General features: G+C 64.9%; 16 protein-coding genes. 3 read left to right on the top strand and 13 right to left on the bottom strand.

Going from position 1 to position 19,420, the window contains the following annotated elements:
• Window positions 1-164: 164 nt before the first annotated feature.
• From OKW30_RS08120 to OKW30_RS08070, 11 genes are all read right to left on the bottom strand, one after another.
• A complete protein-coding gene (locus OKW30_RS08120; RefSeq protein WP_184065976.1) occupies window positions 165-1,436 on the bottom strand; it encodes a YeaH/YhbH family protein in 1,272 nt (423 codons plus the stop codon).
• Window positions 1,437-1,598: 162 nt separating this feature from the next.
• Complete coding sequence (locus OKW30_RS08115) at window positions 1,599-3,521, bottom strand: PrkA family serine protein kinase (protein ID WP_184022724.1); 1,923 nt, start codon at window positions 3,519-3,521, stop codon at window positions 1,599-1,601.
• Between the two features lie 591 nt (window positions 3,522-4,112).
• Entirely contained in the window at window positions 4,113-4,874 is a 762-nt protein-coding gene (locus OKW30_RS08110; protein WP_090805819.1) for a 2-keto-4-pentenoate hydratase, read from the bottom strand.
• A 369-nt stretch (window positions 4,875-5,243) separates the two neighbouring features.
• Window positions 5,244-7,040, bottom strand: a complete 1,797-nt coding sequence (locus OKW30_RS08105) for a methyl-accepting chemotaxis protein (protein ID WP_429346444.1) — start codon at window positions 7,038-7,040, stop codon at window positions 5,244-5,246.
• Between the two features lie 357 nt (window positions 7,041-7,397).
• Window positions 7,398-8,327, bottom strand: a complete 930-nt coding sequence (gene rbsK, locus OKW30_RS08100) for a ribokinase (protein WP_429346443.1) — start codon at window positions 8,325-8,327, stop codon at window positions 7,398-7,400.
• 86 nt (window positions 8,328-8,413) lie between these two features.
• The gene (locus OKW30_RS08095) at window positions 8,414-9,457 is read right to left on the bottom strand and encodes a LacI family DNA-binding transcriptional regulator (protein WP_429346442.1); all 1,044 of its coding nucleotides are present in this window, start codon (window positions 9,455-9,457) and stop codon (window positions 8,414-8,416) included.
• 145 nt (window positions 9,458-9,602) lie between these two features.
• Entirely contained in the window at window positions 9,603-10,706 is a 1,104-nt protein-coding gene (locus tag OKW30_RS08090; RefSeq protein ID WP_429346441.1) for an ABC transporter permease, read from the bottom strand.
• The gene (locus OKW30_RS08085) at window positions 10,706-12,298 is read right to left on the bottom strand and encodes a sugar ABC transporter ATP-binding protein (protein WP_429346440.1); all 1,593 of its coding nucleotides are present in this window, start codon (window positions 12,296-12,298) and stop codon (window positions 10,706-10,708) included. Before OKW30_RS08085 ends, OKW30_RS08090 begins: the two co-directional genes overlap by 1 nt.
• A gap of 291 nt (window positions 12,299-12,589) precedes the next feature.
• Window positions 12,590-13,564: a sugar ABC transporter substrate-binding protein gene (locus OKW30_RS08080; RefSeq protein WP_184022717.1), complete on the bottom strand. Its 975-nt coding sequence runs from the start codon at window positions 13,562-13,564 to the stop codon at window positions 12,590-12,592.
• Between the two features lie 327 nt (window positions 13,565-13,891).
• Window positions 13,892-14,869 carry a magnesium/cobalt transporter CorA gene (gene corA, locus OKW30_RS08075; protein ID WP_429346439.1) on the bottom strand — a complete coding sequence of 326 codons (978 nt, stop codon included), beginning with the start codon at window positions 14,867-14,869 and terminating at the stop codon, window positions 13,892-13,894.
• Window positions 14,870-15,048: 179 nt separating this feature from the next.
• Complete coding sequence (locus OKW30_RS08070; RefSeq protein ID WP_244145012.1) at window positions 15,049-15,489, bottom strand: DUF2846 domain-containing protein; 441 nt, start codon at window positions 15,487-15,489, stop codon at window positions 15,049-15,051.
• A gap of 339 nt (window positions 15,490-15,828) precedes the next feature.
• Between OKW30_RS08070 and cydX the strand changes: the two genes are divergently transcribed.
• Window positions 15,829-15,975, top strand: coding sequence for a cytochrome bd-I oxidase subunit CydX (gene cydX / locus OKW30_RS08065; protein WP_184056699.1), 147 nt, complete (start codon window positions 15,829-15,831; stop codon window positions 15,973-15,975).
• On the top strand, window positions 15,972-16,553 hold the full coding sequence (locus tag OKW30_RS08060) for an AAA family ATPase (RefSeq protein WP_184065999.1): 582 nt from the start codon (window positions 15,972-15,974) through the stop codon (window positions 16,551-16,553). The genes cydX and OKW30_RS08060 overlap by 4 nt, the downstream gene beginning before the upstream one ends.
• 116 nt (window positions 16,554-16,669) lie before the next feature.
• On the opposite strand, the gene OKW30_RS08055 is transcribed toward OKW30_RS08060, so the two are convergent.
• Together OKW30_RS08055 and OKW30_RS08050 are read right to left on the bottom strand one after the other, a co-directional pair.
• Window positions 16,670-17,767 (bottom strand): saccharopine dehydrogenase family protein, encoded by a 1,098-nt coding sequence (locus OKW30_RS08055; protein ID WP_184022712.1) that lies wholly within the window; start codon window positions 17,765-17,767, stop codon window positions 16,670-16,672.
• A gap of 257 nt (window positions 17,768-18,024) precedes the next feature.
• Window positions 18,025-18,483 carry an Lrp/AsnC family transcriptional regulator gene (locus OKW30_RS08050; protein WP_090805298.1) on the bottom strand — a complete coding sequence of 153 codons (459 nt, stop codon included), beginning with the start codon at window positions 18,481-18,483 and terminating at the stop codon, window positions 18,025-18,027.
• A 338-nt stretch (window positions 18,484-18,821) separates the two neighbouring features.
• Between OKW30_RS08050 and OKW30_RS08045 the strand changes: the two genes are divergently transcribed.
• Complete coding sequence (locus OKW30_RS08045; protein WP_184066002.1) at window positions 18,822-19,340, top strand: Spy/CpxP family protein refolding chaperone; 519 nt, start codon at window positions 18,822-18,824, stop codon at window positions 19,338-19,340.
• Window positions 19,341-19,420: the final 80 nt, after the last annotated feature.

The raw sequence follows: 19,420 nt of genomic DNA, 5'->3' as shown, positions 1-19,420 counted from the left end.
CGCGAGCGGCTCCCGTGCTGGCCGCTCCTGCCTCGGCATGCCCCGACTGTCGCTGCGGCACGCCTTTGTTGCGCTGCGGCGCGGTCATACGGCGGGTCACCCCTTGTCGTACGAATCGCCGCGCGCTTCGTCGTTCAGGCGCTTCGTGCGCCACCAGCATCCCATCAGGAGGTCGCCGCCTGCTTCTCGAACAGCTCGCGAAACACCGGATAAATATCGGCCGCGGTTTCGACCTTCTTCATCGCCATGTGCGGTTGCGACAGCGCCAGTTGCGCGTATTCGAGCCACAGATTCTGCTCTTCGGGCGTCACCTGAATATACGCAAAATACCGCACCTTCTCCAGGATGTCATCCGACAGTATCTTGCGGCACTTCGGCGAGTCGTCGGTCCAGTTGTCGCCGTCGGACGCCTGGGCGCCGTAAATGTTCCATTCAGTCGGCGAATAGCGCTCGTCCATCACCTTGCGCATCAGTTCGAGCGCGCTCGACACCACGGTACCGCCGCTTTCGGTCGAGTGGAAAAACGTGTCTTCGTCGACTTCCTCGGCGCGCGTGTGGTGGCGGATGAACACGACTTCGATGCGCTCGTAGTTACGCTTCAGGAACAGGTACAGCAGGATGAAGAAGCGCTTGGCGAGATCCTTGCGCTGCTCGTCCATCGAACCGGACACGTCCATCAGACAGAACATCACCGCCTGGCTCGACGGCGTAGGCTGCTTCACGCGATTCACGTAGCGCAGATCGAACGGATCGATGAACGGGATCCGCCAGATGCGTCCTTTCAGATGGTGGATGTCGTCTTCAAGCAGCTTGATCTCGTCGCGGCGATCGGCGGGATCGGCCCTCAACTCTTCCAGCTGCCGCTCCATTTCGTGCAACTGGTTGACGAGCGGCGCGCCGAGCGCGATGCGCCGGCCGAGCGCGCTGCGCAACGAGCGCACCACGTCGATATTGTTTGGCGTGCCCTCCGCGGCCCAGCCCGCGCGGACGCTTTTCCACGTCGGCACGGCCATCAGATGGGTCTTGACGAGACGCGGCAGTTCGAGGTCGTCGAAGAAATACTGCATGAACTCTTCGCGACTCAGCTCGAACACGAAGTCGTCCTGACCCTCGCCCTCGTTGCTGGCCTGACCGCCTCCGCCGCCGCCGCCGCCGCCTTGCGGGCGCTGGATCTTGTCGCCGCGGATGTAGTCCGAGTTGCCGGGATGCACCATCTCGCGCCGGCCGCCCGGTCCATGACGGAACGACGGCTCCGCGATGTCCTTGCGCGGAATGGTGATGCTCTGTGTGTTCTGGATGTCCTTGATGCTGCGATCGCGCACCGCCTCCGAAACGGCACGACGAATATAGTTTTTGACGCGGCGCAAAAAGCGCTCACGGTTCGCAATACTCTTGTTCTTGCCTGCCAACCTGCGGTCGATGATTTGATGAAGCACGCCCGGTCTCCCGTCCATGCAACCGCGATTCCCTGCGGCCGCACTAATATTTCGGGTGCGCGAGACGCCCGCCGCGCAGTGCAACGCTATGCGGCTTGCGCCTCGCCGGTTGCCCGTACGGTCGAACCGTACGGGCGGCACACCATGAGTATCATGCGCGCATCATGACGACTTGCGCACGCGCAGATACCAGTCGCACAGCAAGCGCACCTGCTTCGGCGTATAGCCCTTCGCCACCATGCGATTGACGAAGTCTTCATGCTTGCGCTGCTCTTCGGCCGAGCCTTTCGCGTTGAACGAGATCACCGGCAACAGCTCTTCCGTGTTCGAGAACATCTTCTTTTCGATCACGACGCGCAGCTTCTCGTAGCTGATCCACGCGGGGTTCTTGCCCGCATTCGCAGCCCGCGCACGCAGCACGAAATTCACGATCTCGTTGCGGAAGTCCTTCGGATTGCTGATGCCCGCGGGCTTCTCGATCTTCTCCAGCTCGGCGTTCAACGCGGCACGGTCGAAGCTCTCGCCGGTGTCGTGGTCGCGGAACTCCTGATCCTGGATCCAGAAGTCCGCATACGTGACATAGCGGTCGAAGATGTTCTGACCGTACTCGGAGTACGACTCCAGGTACGCGGTCTGAATCTCCTTGCCGATGAACTCCGCATAGCGCGACGCGAGCACGTCCTTGATGAAGGACAGATACTTCTGCTCGGTTTCCGGCGGGAACTGCTCGCGTTCGATCTGCTGTTCGAGCACGTACATCAGATGCACCGGATTGGCCGCGACCTCGGTCGAGTCGAAGTTGAACACGCGCGACAGAATCTTGAACGCGAAGCGGGTCGACACGCCGGTCATGCCTTCGTCGACGCCCGCGAAGTCGCGATACTCCTGATACGACTTCGCCTTCGGGTCCGTGTCCTTCAGATTCTCGCCGTCGTAGACCTGCATCTTTGAGAACAGGCTCGAGTTCTCCGGCTCGTGCAAACGCGTGAGCACGGACAACTGCCCCATCATCTTCAGCGTGCCCGGCGCGCAGACCGCGTTGGCCAGCGACGAGTTGCGCAGCAGCTTCTCGTAGATCTTGACCTCTTCGCTATAGCGCAGGCAGTACGGCACCTTGACGACGAAGATCCGGTCGAGCAGTGCCTCGTTGTTACGGTTGTTGCGGAATGCCTTCCATTCCGATTCGTTCGAGTGAGCGAGGATGATGCCGTCGAACGGAATCGCGCCGAAGCCTTCCGTGCCCTTGAAGTTGCCTTCCTGGGTCGCCGTGAGCAGCGGGTGCAACACCTTGATCGGCGCCTTGAACATTTCGACGAACTCGAGCAGGCCCTGATTCGCGAGGCACAGGCCGCCCGAATAGCTGTACGCGTCGGCATCGTCCTGCGCGTACTGTTCGAGCTTGCGGATGTCGACCTTGCCGACCAGCGACGAAATGTCCTGATTGTTCTCGTCGCCCGGTTCGGTCTTCGAGATAGCGATCTGGCGAAGGATCGACGGATAGCGGCGCACCACGCGGAACTTGCGGATGTCGCCGTTGTACTCGTGCAGGCGCTTGACCGCCCACGGACTCAGAATGCCTCGCAGGTAGCGACGAGGAATGCCATATTGCTCTTCGAGGATCGGACCGTCTTCCTCGTAGTCGAACAGACCGAGCGGCGATTCGTTGACGGGCGAGCCCTTGATCGCATAGAACGGCACGCGTTCCATCAATTGCTTCAGACGTTCCGCGATCGACGACTTGCCGCCGCCGACCGGTCCTAACAGATACAGGATCTGCTTCTTTTCTTCGAGCCCCTGGGCCGAATGCCGGAAGTAGGCGACCACCTGCTCGATCACCTCTTCCATTCCGTAGAATTCACGGAATGCGGGGTATACCTTGATGACCTTGTTCGCGAAGATACGCGATAAACGCGGATCGTTGCGAGTGTCGATCTGTTCCGGTTCTCCGATTGCCGTCAACATGCGTTCGCCCGCAGTGGCGTACGCGGCGGGATTGTCTTTGCAGAGCGCGAGATACTCCTCGAGCGAGAGTTCGTCCTCCCGTGTTTTCTCGAAGCGGGTCGCGAAACTGCTGTAGATATCCATGCTACCTCCTCGCCGAAGTCTGGGGCGATGTCGTGCGCGGCGCGCTATTCGGAAACGACATCGCTCGAATTCATCCTAAACCCTTTTAAATTTTTTTTCACGGACTACGTTGCGAAAATCGCGCCGTAACCGCCACGCTACAATCCTCACCTGGAAACAGAGATTCGACCACTTACAATTTTTTTTACTCACACAGCAACCAATCACATCATCTGCTGCACCGCTGTATCGCTACTTTCTTCAGCACCGCATCGCTATTCAGTGCTCCTGCAGGACTTCGCCGGACCGCTGCATCGCGTCAAGTCACCGCGTTGCTATTGCACATCCCGTACCCGCACCGTCGACCCGCCACCAAAATGCGGCTGTCTGCGCACGCACACTTCGTCACAAAAAGCATCCACGTGACGGACTCGCGGCGCTCTCATAGGTGTATACGGAAGGAAGCGGCAAGGTTGCAACAAATGCATTCGAACAGGTTGACGATTCAAAGACTGCCACCGTTTCAAATTCGCCAAAATAAAAACGGCTGCACGCGGGCAGCCGTTTGGAATCAAGCGTTGTAATTTGCGGTTACAAGCGCCGCAGCATCGATCAGGTCAGTTCAATTTCCACTTCACCCAATCCGTCGATATGACCACGCACGATGCCGGGTTCGTCGATCTTGTGCGCGCCGACGTATGAACCGGTGGTCAAGGTCCAGTTGCGCTCGATCGTGATGCCCATCGCCGCGCAATGGTTGACGAACCACACGAGCAGCTCGCGCGGATCGCCTGCCGGATTGCCGGTCACTTCCGGTATCAGCGAGCGGCCGTTGAAACTCAGCTCCAGTTCCGGCGACACGAAGTCGAAGCCGCGCGCGAGGCTCGCATAGACGGCCGGATGGCCGGTGATCAGCGCGCCGTTGTTCTGCGCGTCGGCCAACTGCGCGAGCGGCGCGACATTCGGCCATTCGGCGAAGCGGCTGTCGACGATCTCGATGGCCGGCAGCACGGCGCCGACCTTCGACAGTACCTCGTCGCGCGCATACGCCTGAGCGCGCGGCTCGATCGTCACGTCGAAGCGGAACGCGATCTCGAGCTCCACCAGCACGCGAAAGAAGCCGTCATGCGCGAGCCTCGCTGGCGACGGCATCACCAGCGAGGCCGGAATCGGTGCGCCCGACGCGGCGCCGCCCGGCGACTTCGCGCCGATCTTCCACGCGCCGGTCGACTCGCCGAGGCCCACGATCACCGCCTGCTGGATCGCGTAGGCGGTCGCCGCGTCGGGCGGCAGGCTGTCGGGTGCGGGCGCGTCGATCGGCCGGCGCTGCCGGCGTGCCTCGACGAGGCGTTGCGCAAGATCGTATCGCGTCATGTCGGTTCTTTGTGGCTGGCGCATGGCAGGGTTCGCAGGACGTAGCAATATGTGGGAACCACCTGTTGGAGGTGCGGGCAGCCGCGCGCCGCGCAAACGGATCGGGGCCGTGCCCGTCAATGTACCGGATCGCGACACGCGCCGGTGAAAGGCGTCGGCGCGCAAACGTTAATTCTTGCCGGAGCTGAAAAAAAACCGCGCATGGGGTGTCCAGGCGCGGCTTTTCGCGAAGCGATCGTCGCGGGTGCGACGCGGATGCCGGACAGCTAGCGAACGGGAACGGGAACGGCTGTTGCGCCGCACGGCGCGTCTCGACTCACCTGAGGCACGACAGCGCCGCCGCCCATGTACACCTGAATCCGAGCCAGCTCAGAAGGTCTCCCAATCCCGATCGCTGCCGGCCGTCGCCGCGGACCTGGCCGGCGCGCGCGTGGGCGTGGGCGTGGAGGCGGCCGCTACCGGCGGCGCGACAGCGGCCGCGGCCGGGATCGATGACTTCGCCGGCAACGCCGCCTGCGCGGTAGCCGGCGTGAGCTTGCGTGCGCGTGTAGCGACCGGGCTCGTGGACACCGGACGCTTCGGCGCCGCAAGCGCCGACGCCGCTTCGTGACCGCCACGGCCGCTGTCGTCGACCTGGAACACCGCGACCGCGCTGCGCAGCCGCGCCGCCTGCTCCTCGAGCGACGACGCGGCGGCGGCCGCTTCCTCGACGAGCGCCGCATTCTGCTGCGTGACCTCGTCCATCTGCGTGACCGCGCGCGCGACCTGGTCGATGCCGCCGCTCTGCTCCTCCGACGCCGCCGCGATCTCGCCCATGATGTCGGTCACGCGCTGCACCGCGCCGATGATTTCGCTCATCGTGCGGCCGGCCTCGTCGACGAGCGCCGAGCCCGACTGCACGCGCTCGACCGACGTATCGATCAGCTCCTTGATCTCCTTGGCCGCCGCCGACGAACGCTGCGCGAGGCTGCGCACTTCGCCCGCGACGACCGCGAAGCCGCGCCCTTCCTCGCCGGCGCGCGCCGCCTCGACGGCTGCGTTCAACGCGAGGATGTTGGTCTGGAAGGCAATGCCTTCGATGATCGAGATGATGTCGGCGATCTTCGCCGAACTCTGGTTGATGTCGCCCATCGTGCCGACCACCTGGCCGACCACCGCGCTACCCTTGTTGGCGATCTCGGACGCGTTGGCCGCGAGCGCGCTCGCCTGGCGCGCGTTGTCGGCATTCTGCCGCACCGTGCCGGTCAACTGCTCCATGCTCGAGGCGGTTTCCTGCAACGCCGACGCCTGCTCCTCGGTTCGCGACGACAGGTCGATGTTGCCCGCCGCGATCTGGCGCGTCGCGGTCGCGATCGACTCGCTACCGCCGCGCACGCTGCGCACCGTTTCGGTGAGGCTGCGCTGCATTCTGGCGATTCCTTCGAGCAGTTGCCCCATTTCGTCGCGCGATGTCGCGATCACCGGACGACGCAGATCGCCGGCCGCGATCGCATCGAAGTGGCCGAGCGCTTCGTCGAGCGGACGCGCGATCGAGCGGCTCAGCGTCAGATACGACAGGGCCGCCGCCAGTACGCCGATCACCAGCGCGCCGATGCTGACCACGCGGAACGTCTGGAAACTGCTCTGCGCGGAGTCGAAGCCCTGCCTGGCCGAATCGAACTGGTATTTGCGCAGTGCGTCGTCGGCGCCGACGAGGTCGTTGAAGACGACCTGCAGATTCTTCGCGTGCTCGACCAGCTTGCCCTGATCGTTCGCCGTGATCACCGCCGCGAACGTTTCGAGTTGCTGATGCAGCGCGTTGCGCTTCGCGGCGACGTCCTGCGCAAGCCGGTCTTCGTCCGCGTCGCGTGGCAGATCGAGATATTTTTTCCACCACATGTCGGACGTGCCCCCGAGCATGCGCCCGCGCTCGATGGTGGTGGCCGCTTCCGGCGTGCCGACCAGGAACGCGGCGCGGTCGAGCGCGAGTCGTTCGCGAGCCGCGTAGATTTCCGCGTTGCCGATGTTCACCGCGCCCGGCATCGCGTTGGTGAACGTGTCCTCATAGGCGTCGTTCGAATGGCTCATGCCGAACAGACCGAAAACGCCGATCGCAACCAGCAACGCGGCGAGGAACGCCATCGTGAGGCCAATTCGCGCCTTGATCGTGATGCCTTTATTCAACATGCTTGGTCCTGTGTGCTGTACTCAATGAGAGGCTGCTGCCTACGCAGCGTGGGAGCGGCGTGTGTTGGGTCCGGCGCTTTTTTGAAAGAGCGTTCTAATTTCCGTTTACGGCAGCGCACTCATGGACTTGAAGCATTTAAAAGGTATGAACAAAGACGTTGTAAGACGTTGAAAGCAAGTTGACTGGAAATGAGTGTGTTCGCGGCGCGCAGGGAAACGCGGCGATATTCGTCAAAGCACGATTTTTGACGGTTTGGCGGCGGGAATGGGTGGAGATGCGAGCCGTTCGGAGTGGCCCGAAGCGGTGGCAGGACAGTTCGATCAGGCAGCGTGCGCGGTGCCAATGCCGCTGCGGCATCAGTCCGATGCGTCGACCTCGGAGCGCGTCGGAATCGATGGCTGCGCACCCGCGCGCGTCACCGATAGCGCGGCGGCGCGCTGCGCGAAGCGGATCGCCGCATCGACGCTCGCGCCCTGCGCGAGCTGCGCCGCGAAGCCGCCGATGAAGGTGTCGCCGGCCGCGGTCGTGTCGACCGCCTCGACGCGCGGCGCGTCGTACAGCGTCGCGGCCGCGCCTTCGAGCGACGCATGCACGCCGCGCGCACCGAGCGTGACCAGCACGTTGCGCGCGCCGGCCGCACGCAATGCGGCGGCGGCCCGTGCGGCGTCCTCGGGCGAGTCGACGGGGAGACCGCTCAGCGCGGCGGCTTCGAGTTCGTTCGGAATCAGGTAGTCGATCAGCGGCAGCCAGTCGGCCGGCAACGGGCCGGTGGCGGGCGCCGGATTCAGGATCACGGTCTTACCGAGCCGCCGCGCCGCCGCCAGCGCCGCGCGCACCGATTCGGGCGGGGTTTCGAGCTGACAGATCACGACGTCGGCGGCGGCGAGCGTCGCTTCGTGTCGCGCGATGGTGGCCGGCGTGACCTCGCCGTTGCTGCCCGCGACGATCACGATCGTATTCTGGCTCGCATCGTCGACGACGATCAGCGCCACACCGCTCGGCTCCCTGCCGGTTTCGAGCGCGGCGCAGTCGATGCGCTCCGCTTCGAGGCCCGCGCGCAGCTGCGCGCCATTCGCATCGGCACCGACGCAGCCGAGCATCGACACCTGCGCGCCGAGCCGCGCGGCCGCGACCGCCTGGTTGCCGCCCTTGCCGCCCGCGACCTGCGCGAAGCCGCGGCCGGCCAGGGTCTCGCCCGGTTGGGGCAGGCGTGGCGAACGCACCACGAGGTCCATGTTCAGACTACCGACCACCGTGACGCGTGCGCGGGTTGGGTTGCTTGCCACTCGAGTGTCCTCCGTTGCGCGACGGGTCGCGTCGCCATTGCGCGCGCGTCCTTCGAGCGCCCCTCATGCGTCCTTGATCCGGCGCATCAGGCCGCCAGATCCCGCCGTTCCTCGCCCGCCCATGTCGCGGTGGACTCCCGCACGATCAGCCGCGGCGACACCACGCGGCGGCGCGCAGGCGCCCGCGCGGTGCTGTTCGACGACGCCTCGGCGATCCGGTCGATCAGCGTCTGCGCGGCCGTGTCGCCAAGCGCGCGCACCGACTGTCCGACCGTCGACAGCGACGGGAACGTGAAGCGGCCCAGCTCGATATCGTCGAAACCGATGATCGAGCAATCGCGCGGCACGCTGATATTGCGCTCCGCCGCCGCGCGCAACGCGCCGATGCCCATCATGTCGTTGCCCGCGAAAATCGCCGACGGCCTGACCGTATCGAACAGCTGCGCGGCCGCGCGATGTCCGCCCGTCCCCGAAAAATCGCTTTCGACGATCGCATCGGCCGGAATCTCGATGCCACGCTCGGCCATCGCGCGAATGAAGCCGTGCACCCGCATCGCGCTGACCGCGGTCTGCACCGGCCCCGTGATGCAACCGATCCGCACATGCCCGAGCTCGAGCAGATGACGGGTGGCCAGATACGCGCCCTTCTCGTGATCGATCTGCACGAGGTCCGCGCTGACTCCCTCGATGTTGCGGTCCACCACCACGAGCGGCTCGCGCGCGTCGGCGAGCGCCTGCGCGAGCACGGCGTCGTCGCCGGCCGACGCGACGATCAACCCGTCGATGCGTTTTTCCTGCAGCACGCGCAGATAGTTGCGCTGCTTCGCGGGGTCATCGTCGGAGTTGCAGAAGAACACGCAGTAGCCATTGCGCGCGCAGCCGTCCTCGATGCCGCGCGCGAGCTCCGCGAAATACGGGTTCGTGCTGTTCGGCACCACCAGTCCGATCGTCGCGGTCGCGCGCGCCTTCAGCGAGCGCGCGACCGCCGACGGCACATAGTGCAGTTGACGGATCGCGTGCTCGACTTTCGCGCGCACATCGGCCGACACCGGCCGCGAGTTGTTCACGACGTGCGATACCGTCGTGAACGACACGCCCGCCACCGCCGCCACATCCTTGATCGTCGTCATAACCTGTTGCTCTCCTGTCGAACGGAGTTAGCGCTTCAGCGCTTACTCCGGTCCCATGCAGTTTCATCGCGGTCGAACGGAGTTAGCGCTTCAGCGCTTACTCCGGTCCCATGCACTCATTCATCGTTGCGCGGCGGCGCACACCTCAGGCGCGTTTGCGGCGACTGCGGTACGTATCGAGCACCACCGCCACCACGATCACCGCGCCGGTGATCATGCGCTTGGTCGGCTCGTTCGCGCCGATCTGCGCGAGGCCCGCCGCCAGCACCGAAATGATCAGCACGCCAAAGAACGTGCTGATAACCGAACCACGCCCGCCCATCAGACTCGTGCCGCCAATCACGACCGCCGCGATCACCTGCAGCTCCAGGCCGACACCCGCATTCGGATCGGCCGCCTCGAGCCGCGAGATCTGGAACAGCGCCGCGAGTCCGGACAGCGCGCCCATCAGCGCGAACACGATCACCTTGTACGGCCGCGGATTGACGCCCGCGAGCCGCACCGCTTCCTCGTTAGTGCCGATCCCGACCAGATAGCGCCCGAACACCGTGCGCGTCAGCACCAGCTGCGCGATCACCATCACCGCGACCGCGATCAGAAAGGCCGGCGAGATGCCAAGCGCAATCGGGTTCGACAGAAAATCGAACGCATCGCCGATATACGCGGTGCGCGAATTGGTCATCTGATACGCCATGCCGCGCGCCGCCTCGAGCACGCCGAGCGACACGATGAACGACGGAATTCGCCAGCCCACCGTCACCGCGCCGGTCACGGTGCCGGTCAGCGCCGCAACCGCGACCCCGAGCAGCGCGCCGGCAGCTGGCCCCCAGCCCCACTTCAGCGTCACCACGCTGACCACCGACGCCCCGAGCGCGAGCACCGAGCCCACCGACAGATCGATCCCCGCGATGATCAGCACGAAGGTCATGCCGACCGACATCACGACGAGATCCGGAATCTGGTTCGCGATCGTGCTGAACGTGTCGTAGCTCAGAAAGTGCGAACTCAGCAGCGAGAACAGCACGATCATCGCGAGCAGCGCGCCGGCGAGGCCCAGGTAGTTCGAAAAGCCGAGCCGCGTGCCGGCCGGCTTGCCGCTCGCGAGCGGCGCCGACGGATCGGCGGGCGGCGTCACGGCGGGCGCGTCCGGCGCACCGCCTTGCTTGCCGTCCTGCTGGCCGCCCAACTGGCCGTCCAACTGGCCGTCCTGTTTGACACCCGCCGCCTCGCGCCACGATTGATCGGTCATCACAGACTCCCTGCTTCGTTGACGCCGTGCGTGTGCAGCAGCGCGTCACGGCCGCGGTAGCCGGCGAACGCAGCCGCGAGCAGCGCATCCTGGCTCCAGCTCGCGCGCTCGAACACGCCTGTCATGCTGCCCGCCGACATCACGCCGATCCGGTCGCAGATCAGCATCAGTTCGCGCAGATCGCTCGACACCACGACGAGCGCGCGGCCGTCGCGAGCGAGCGCGCCCATCAGGCCATAAATATCGAACTTCGCGCCGACGTCGATGCCGCGCGTCGGTTCGTCGAACAACAGCACGCGGCAGTCGCGCGCGAGCCAGCGGCCGATCACGACCTTCTGCTGGTTGCCGCCCGACAGCTCGCCGACAACCTGCGCGGGCCCCGAGCTGCGAATCCGCATCGCGGCGATCTGCTTGCGCGCCAGCGCGTTCTCGCGCTTCGCGTCGACGAGGCCGTGCCGCGCGACGCTGCCGAGATTGCCGAGCGACAGGTTGGCCGCGATCGGTTGCGGCAGCAGCAGGCCTTCGCCCTTGCGGTCTTCGGTGATCAGCGCGATACCCGCGCGTACCGCGTCCGCCGGCGAGTCGATTTGCACCGGCGTAGGCGGCGCGCCCGGCGTCGCGGCGAGCGACACGCTGCCGCCGTCCTTGCGGTCGGCGCCGTAGATGAGCCGCATCAGCTCGGTGCGGCCCGCGCCGATCAGTCCGCTCACACCGAAAATCTCGCCCGCGCGCACCTCGAACGACACGTCGCGCACGAGCTTGCCGCGCGCGAGCCGCTCCACTTTCAGGAGCGGCGCGCCGATGTTGCGCTCGCCGAGATCGATATGCTCGCCGAGCTCGCGGCCGACCATCCACGTGACGATCTGCTCGCTCGTCAGGTTCGCCATCGCGTCGACATGCACGAGGCGGCCGTCGCGCAGCACCGCGACCCGTTCGGCGACCCGCGCCAGCTCTTCGAGCCGGTGCGAGATATAGACGAGCGCGACGCCGCGAGCCTTGAGCCGCCCGATCTGCTCGAACAGCAGATCGACCTCGCGCGCGGTCAGCATCGCGGTCGGCTCGTCGAGGATCAGCACCCGGCAGTCGTCGATCAGGTTGCGGGCGATCTCGACCATCTGCTGATGACCGATGCCCAGTTCGCCGACCAGCGTGTCGGGATCGATCGCGTCGAGCCCGACCTGCGTCATCGCCTCGCGCGCGTTCTCGCGCAGCTTGCCGCGATCGATCCAGCCGAAGCTGAACGCGCCCGCTCGCGGCAGCCGTTTCAGGAACAGGTTCTCGGCGACCGACAGCGTAGGCAGCAGATTCAACTCCTGCATGACCATGCGCACGCCGAGCGCCTCGGCCTCGGTGCGGCTCGCGGGCGCGTACGGCGCGTCGGCAAGCCGCATCGTGCCCGCGCTCGCTTCGACCAGCCCGCCGATGATCTTCGACAGCGTGCTCTTGCCCGCGCCGTTCTCGCCGGTCAACGCCAATACCTCGCCCGCTCGCAGCGACAGCGATACGTCGGCGAGCACCGGTTCGGCATAGGTCTTGCCGATGCCGCTGACGCTCAGTACGACAGGCAAGGCGTCGTGGTCGGTCGAATCCATCGCGCTCCTGGTTGCATGGCGCTTCTGGCGCCTTCGTGGCGCCCCATTGCGCGGAATGCACAGCTGCTCATGGCCGCGCTCCCTCTCACCACGCGAGCCGCCGTCATGACGCTTATCTCTGGGATTAACGGCGGTGCGGCGGGATTCTTGAGCGTTCGTTGAACAAAAGCGGATCGCTGGGTGGTGGTTTGCCTCTAAAACACGCTATCCATAATTCGTGGTGATTTTTGCGGCTTCCCGTACGCTTTCCCGGCTGCGCCCGGCTCGTGCTTCGCGCCGGGCGCGGCGCGCTTACTTCAGGGTGTCCTTCGTCACCAGAACGACCGGCGTTTCGACGACGCCCGACAGCTGCGACTGCTTCTTGTTTTCGCTCAATGCCTTCAACGCGGTATCGATGCCGAACACGGCCTGCTTCGCCGCGAACTGGTCGGCGGTGGCGAGCACGCGGCCGTCCTTCAGCATCGGATGGATTGCGTTGATGTTGTCGTAGCCGACCACCAGCACCTTGCCCTGCTTGCCGGCCGCGCGCACCGCCGACACCGCGCCGATCGCCATGTTGTCGTTGCCGGCGAGCAGCGCCTTCAGGTTCGGATACTCGTTGAGCATGGCCGATGCGACCGCGTTGCCCTTGTCGATTTCCCACTCGCCCGACTGCACCGACACGACCTTCGCGCCGACCGCCTGCATCGCGTCCTTGAAGCCCGCAGTGCGCTGCTGCGCGTTGGTGGTGGTCGACACGCCTTCGAGGATGCCGACCTCGTCGCCAGCCTTCAGGCGCTTCGCGAGGTAGTCACCGACGAGCCGCGCGCCCTTGCGATTGTCGGGGCCGACGAACGGCACGTTCAGGTCTTTCGACTTCAGCACGTCCGGATCGAGCCGGTTGTCGATGTTGACGACGATGATGCCCGCGTCGACCGCCTTCTTGACGACCGGCACGAGCGCCTTCGAATCGGCCGGCGCGAGCACGATCGCGTCGACCTTCGACACGATCATCTGCTCGACGATGCGGATCTGGTTGGCGGTGTCGGTTTCGTCCTTGATGCCGTTGGTGATCAGGTCGAACTTGCCGGGGTTCTGCTTCTGATAGTCTTTCGCCCCGGTCTCCATGGTCAGGAAGAACTCGTTGGCGAGCGACTTCATCACGAGCGCGACCTTCGGCTTATGAGCCGGCGCGTTCTGCGCGTGGGCGGCGGAAAAAGGCAGGACGGCGGAGGCGGTGGCGAGAACTGCGGCGGCAAGAATGCGACGACGGGTTCGATGGCTCATGCGTATCTCCAAGGTTGTCAGGCTCGCGGGCGAGCCGTATTTTTTGTGATGCGCAAACGTTTGCGGGGCCTATTCTCAGCGCAAGCTCTTCGGCATGTCAACGATTCGCGGTGTTGCAACGCACCGGCGCGCAACATCTGCGGCGCCGCAATGCGCTCGATCGATCCGGGCGGGTGTGGCAACAGCGTGTGGCAAGGTTCCCTCGCTCAGTCCGTGCAGTCGATGACGCCTGTGCGTCGCGTGCGGCGCGACCCACAGGCCGCTTATGCTGGCCTGGTATCGCGCGCGCCGCAAGGGAAACCCCGAGGAAATTGAACGGTGCGCCGGCTACAGCCAGCCGGCCTTGCGAAAACGCCGGTACAGCACGAAGTCGATCGCCAGCATCACCGCCAGCACGACCGGATAGCCGAACTTGAAATGCAGCTCGGGAATGCGCTCGAAGTTCATCCCGTAGATGCCGGCGATCATGGTCGGCACCGCGAACAGCGCGGCGAACGAGCCGAGCCGCTTGGTGACTTCGCTCTCGGCGAGCGAGATCATGCCGAGGTTCACCTGCACCGCCGTGACGACGATTTCGCGGCGCCCCTCGATGGTTCTGACGATCCGGTCGAGGTGGTCGTAGACGTCGCGGAAGTACGCCTGCATGCCGGCGCAGACGCTCGGAATGCGCCCGCCCGTCAGTTTGCCGACCGCTTCCTGCAGCGGCACGATATGGTGCTGGAGGATCACGAGCCGGCGCTTCATCGTGTACAGGTCCTGCACGATCGCGCGCGAGGCGGCCGAGTCGTTCTTCTCGAAGATGCGGTCCTCGAGCGTTTCGAGCTCGGTGCTCATCGCCTCGATGACCGGGAAATAACGGTCGACCACATCGTCGATCAGCGCGTACAGCACGAACGCCGAGCCCTCCTTCAACAGATGCGGCTCATGCTCGCAGCGCGCGCGCACGCTCTTGAAGCCGGTGCGCGTGCCGCGCCGCACCGACAGCACATAGTTGCCGCCGACGAACACGTCGACTTCGCCGATCACGAATTCGCCCTGCTCGTCCATCTCGACCGTGTGCATCACGGTGAACAGCGAATCGCCGTACTCCTCGATCTTCGGCCGTTGATGGCCGGTTTGCGCATCTTCGATGGCGAGCTCGTGCAGATTGAACTCGTCTTTCATCATCGCGAGTTCGTCGGGGCTCGGGTCTTTCAACGCGACCCAGACGAAGCACTCGGGCCGCGCGACGTAGTCGCTGATGCTGTCGATATCGATGTCGGCGAGTTTCCGGCCGTCCTGATAGGCGGCGCAATTGATCAGCATGTTCGGATTACCTTGCATACAAAAGCAGACCTCGCCACCCTCTCGCGTAAGCATTGCGTAAGACGGTCGACGGGTCTGCATGAACGGACAAGCACGCTTCCAGGCCGCTTGCATCAGCCGCCATGTTAAGGCGCGATACCTAAGCCGCGCGTATCCAATTGTTAATGCTCGAGCGCACGCTACTGCGCGACCCGCTGCAGGCCGATGCGGTGATCGTCGTTGAACGTGACCGAGGCGCGGTTCGTGTAGCGCGGGTCGGCCGTCACGACGAAGTTCAGCTCGATGACCGGATCGAACTGCGTCGATACGCCGATCCGATGCGCGCCGGGCGGCAGATAGAACACCACGTGCTCGCCGTTCATCAGGTCGGTCACGCGCTCGCCGTCGATATAGACGAGCGCATTGCGGAACCGCACGATCACGTCGCGCGAACGCTCGCGCCGCACGTCCACCGCGACGAGGCCGGGGCCCGGCGCGGTATAGCCCTGTCTGACGATGCGCTCGGCAGGCACCGGCTTGAACGGTACCGGCTCGGCCGGCGTCGACGCGCAGCCGGCCAGCGTGAGCACGCTGAGCGCGACGCATGCGGCCAACGCGGCGCAGCGTGCGGACCCGGCCATCCGTGCGGCTCGGCAGCGGCAAGACAGGCGCCTCGGCATGCTGGTTCTCCCCTGTGCTCTCGATTGCGGCCCGAGTTTCCGACTACGCGGTGTGGGTCGTCGCTCCGCGTCCGCCGGTTCGGCGGACACGGTACGCTCGTACGCATGACCGTTGCGCATCATAGCAACGCGCGGACATTCCGCCAGCCACGGCGCACGGAGCTCGGGCGCCGCGCCTCTTGCATGGCGCGGCGTTCTTCTTCATGATCGGTGCAGGCGGCCGCGCTCGCGGCTGGCCATCGTCGGTTGCCGGCATGCCTGTCGATCCGCGACGCCGGACGCACGATCAAGGAGACTGCGATGTGGTATTTCACCTGGATTCTCGGCGTGGGTGTGGCGCTCGGCTTCGGCATCATCAACGTGATGTGGCTCGAGGCCAACGGCACGTTCGCGCGCGACCCGCGCCCCGATGACGCCGCCGCGCCGCGTGAGGACAAGCCTGCGTGACTTCTCTGGTTTTCTTTTGCGGTCATGCGGGCACGGGCAAGACGACGCTGGCGAAAAAACTGCTCGGCCCGCTGATGAAAGTGAGCGGCATCCCCTTCTGCCTGCTCGACAAGGACACGCTGTACGGCGGCTATAGCGCGGCCGCGATGGCGATGCTGACCGGCAATCCGAACGATCGCGACAGCCCTCTTTTCCTGCAGCATCTGCGCGACCCCGAGTATCGCGGCCTCATCGATACGGCGCGCGACAATCTCGAACTCGGCATCAGCGCGTTGGTCGTCGGCCCGCTGTCTCGCGAGGTGCGCGAGCGGCGGCTGTTCGATCATGCGTGGCTCGGCGTCGCGCCGGACGTGAGGTTGTGTGTCGTGTGGGTGCGGACCTCGGAGGACGTGGCGCGGCAGCGGATCGTCGCGCGCGCGAATCCCAACGATGCGTACAAGCTCGCGCACTGGGACGTCTACCGGCGGCGGCGTTTCGAGCCGAGCGGCGCGAGCCGCGAGGGTCTGCTGATGTTCGACAATACCGCGCCCAGTTCGGCGGACCATGAAGCGCTCGTCGCGCAAATCGTGGCTGGATGACGGCCCTCCCTTCTGTCTGGCGAGTGCCGCGCCGGCCCGATGATGGCTGAAAAACGGAAAATCCCCGTACGTCGACGACGTACGGGGATTTTCATTCGACGCGAGCCATGCCGGCCTTAAACCGTCGCCATCGCCTCCAGCGACTGCCCTTCGTACAACTTGCCGAAGCGGTTCGCCAGAAAATCGCCGAGCGACACCTGCTCCTGGCGCACGAAGCCCTTTTGCGGCAGCTTGCGCTCGCGGAACAGATCGAGCACCGCGCACATCGCGCCGGCGGTCGTGATCTGAATCGCGCTCATCGGCACCCCACAGACGGTCTTCGCGAAGATCTTGCGCGTGAACACCTCCTGCACGAGCTGACCGTCGCGCATGCCGCTCACGGTGATGAACACCAGCACGACATCTTGCGCGGTCGACGGCACCGAGCGGCGCATGATGGTCTTCAGCGTATCGCGGTCGCTCGACAAACGCAGGTCTTCGAGCAGGAACTGCATCAGGTTGCGATGACCCGGATAGCGCACCGACTTGTAGTCGAGCGATTCGACGCGGCCCGCCAGCGTTTCGCACAGCGTGCCCAGCCCGCCCGACGTGTTGAACGCTTCATACTCGGTGCCGTCGAGCGAGAAATGCTCGAGGCCTTCGAGCGGCTGCACCCATTGCGTGCGGCCATCGCGGATGGCCTCGCACGGCTGGCAGTACTCGTTGATCAGGCCGTCGACGCTCCACGTCAGGTTGTACTTCAGCGCATTGGTCGGAAACTCGGGCAGCGCGCCGACGCGCATCTTCACGTCGCGGATTTCCGTGAAGCGATTCGCGAGCTCGTGCGCGGCAATGCCGATGAAACCCGGCGCGAGACCGCACTGCGGCATGAATGCGTGATCGGCATCTTCGGCGATCGCGCGGATCGCGTGCGTCGCGCGTACGTCCTCGGTCAGGTCGAAATAATGGACACCCGCGCCCTTCGCGGCCGATGCGACGTTGACCGCGAGGTAGTACGGCAGCGCGTTGATCAGCACGTCGAAGCCCTCGATGGCGGCGCGCAGCACGGCGGCGTCGGCGGAATCGATGCGGCGGGTGGGAATGCCCTGGGCGGCGAGCTTGTCGAGCGCGTGCTGATCGCGGTCGAACGCGACGACTTCGTAGTCGCCCGTCTCGCGCAGCATATGGGCAATGGTGTGACCGATCAGACCTGCGCCAACGATAGCTACTTTCATCTGCTTCTCCTTGTTATCCATGTGCTGTCTCTGAGCTTGGGAAGTGCGCCGCGTGTTGCGCGCGGCGCCTGCGGGCCGAACCCTTGAATGACAGTGTAGGAAGAAGCAAAAACAGTTCATACGCGCAAAATGCTGCGGTATGACCATCCGGTTCGACGTTCTGACGAACCGGTCAAACGATTTGTCGAAACAGCGTAAAAAAGGCGTCAACGATGGACTCTCGCAGCACTCGCGAAGAAGTTACGCCGCGCGCCGACTCACACCGTGCCGCGGTCGATCTTGCGCGCGAGAATGATCGACGTCGTGGTTCGCTCGACGCCCTCTAGCCCGCCGATCTGATCGAGCAGATCGTTGAGCCGCTCGGGCGAATCGGCGCGCAGCCATGCCACGTAGTCGAACTCGCCGCTGACCGCGCACAGCATCTGCACTTCGGGCATTTTGCCGAGGCGTTTCTGCACGGCCGGTCCGTGCTTCGGCGCGATGATGATGCCGACATACGCGACGATGCTCGAATCGAGCACATCCTGGCCAAGCCTCACGCTGTAGCCGGCGATCACGTTGCTGCGCTCGAGCCGCGCAATGCGCGCGATCACGGTCGTGCGCGCGACGCCGAGCTGCCGCGCAAGATTCGCGACGCTCTCGCGCGCGTTGGCTTGCAGCAGTGCAACGAGGTTGCGGTCGAGGTCGTCGAGCTGGTCGAGGCGCGGAGGTCTCATCGAAGGGGAAGGAAGTTGGTGTGGAATGTCGCGGATTATCGCGCGTCTGCACGCAGCGGCGCCATGTCACGCGGTACGGTCACAGATGCACGGCACACTGTGGGGCGGCCCGGCGCAGTATGTCGGCGCGATTGCCGATCAGGCGCGAGCCGTTTCGCGTTCGTTTCGGTTGTAAGCGTTTGTCGCACACGCACCGTATTGTAGGGTTAACGTGTTACTAATAGCGGCGCCGGGCGAATGCGGCAGCCGCTTGCGGTGCGGCGCCATTCGCCGCTGGCGCGGGGCAAGACGCTCGCCGCGCGCCGTGTCTCAATAACGAACAGACATCAGGAGTTTCGATGAAAAAAGCACTGGTTATGCTGGCTACGGCCGTTTCGATGGGCGGCGCGTTCGCCCAAACCGCCGCGCCGGCCGCAGCGCCGGACACCACGGCCTCGGCCTCCGCGGCCAAGGCCGGCCACGAACGCAACGTCGAAGACCGCATCGCTTATCTGCACTCGCAACTGAAGATCACGCCCGCGCAGGAAACGCAATGGAAGGCGTTCGCCGACGTCATGCGCAGCAACGGCGAAACGATGGGCCGGCTGTTCGAGCAGCGCAAGGCGGCCACCAACGTGAGCGCGCTCGACGACATGAAACAGTACGCAACGATCGCGCAGGCGCATGCGGACGGCATGAAGAAGCTCGTCGATGCGTTCGATCCGCTGTATAGCAGCCTGTCGCCGGAGCAGAAGAAGCTCGCCGACGCGACGTTCCACCAGGGCGGCCCCGAGGGTCATCATCGCGGCCACCATGGCAAGGGCAAGGGCGGCAAGCCCGCGGCAGAAGCCCCGAGCGACGCGACTGTCAAGCCGTAATGAAAGAGCGCCCGCGGCGGGGGTTGCCCCGTTGCGGGCGCGGTTGATTTCAGCAATTCCGCCGGCGCCCGAACAGCGGC

It is taken from the genome of Paraburkholderia sp. Clong3 (assembly GCF_050436485.1).
Taxonomy (GTDB): Bacteria; Pseudomonadota; Gammaproteobacteria; order Burkholderiales; family Burkholderiaceae; genus Paraburkholderia; species Paraburkholderia tuberum.
Note: the sequence above shows the minus strand (reverse complement) of the source record. Positions and strands in the feature narration are given on the sequence as shown.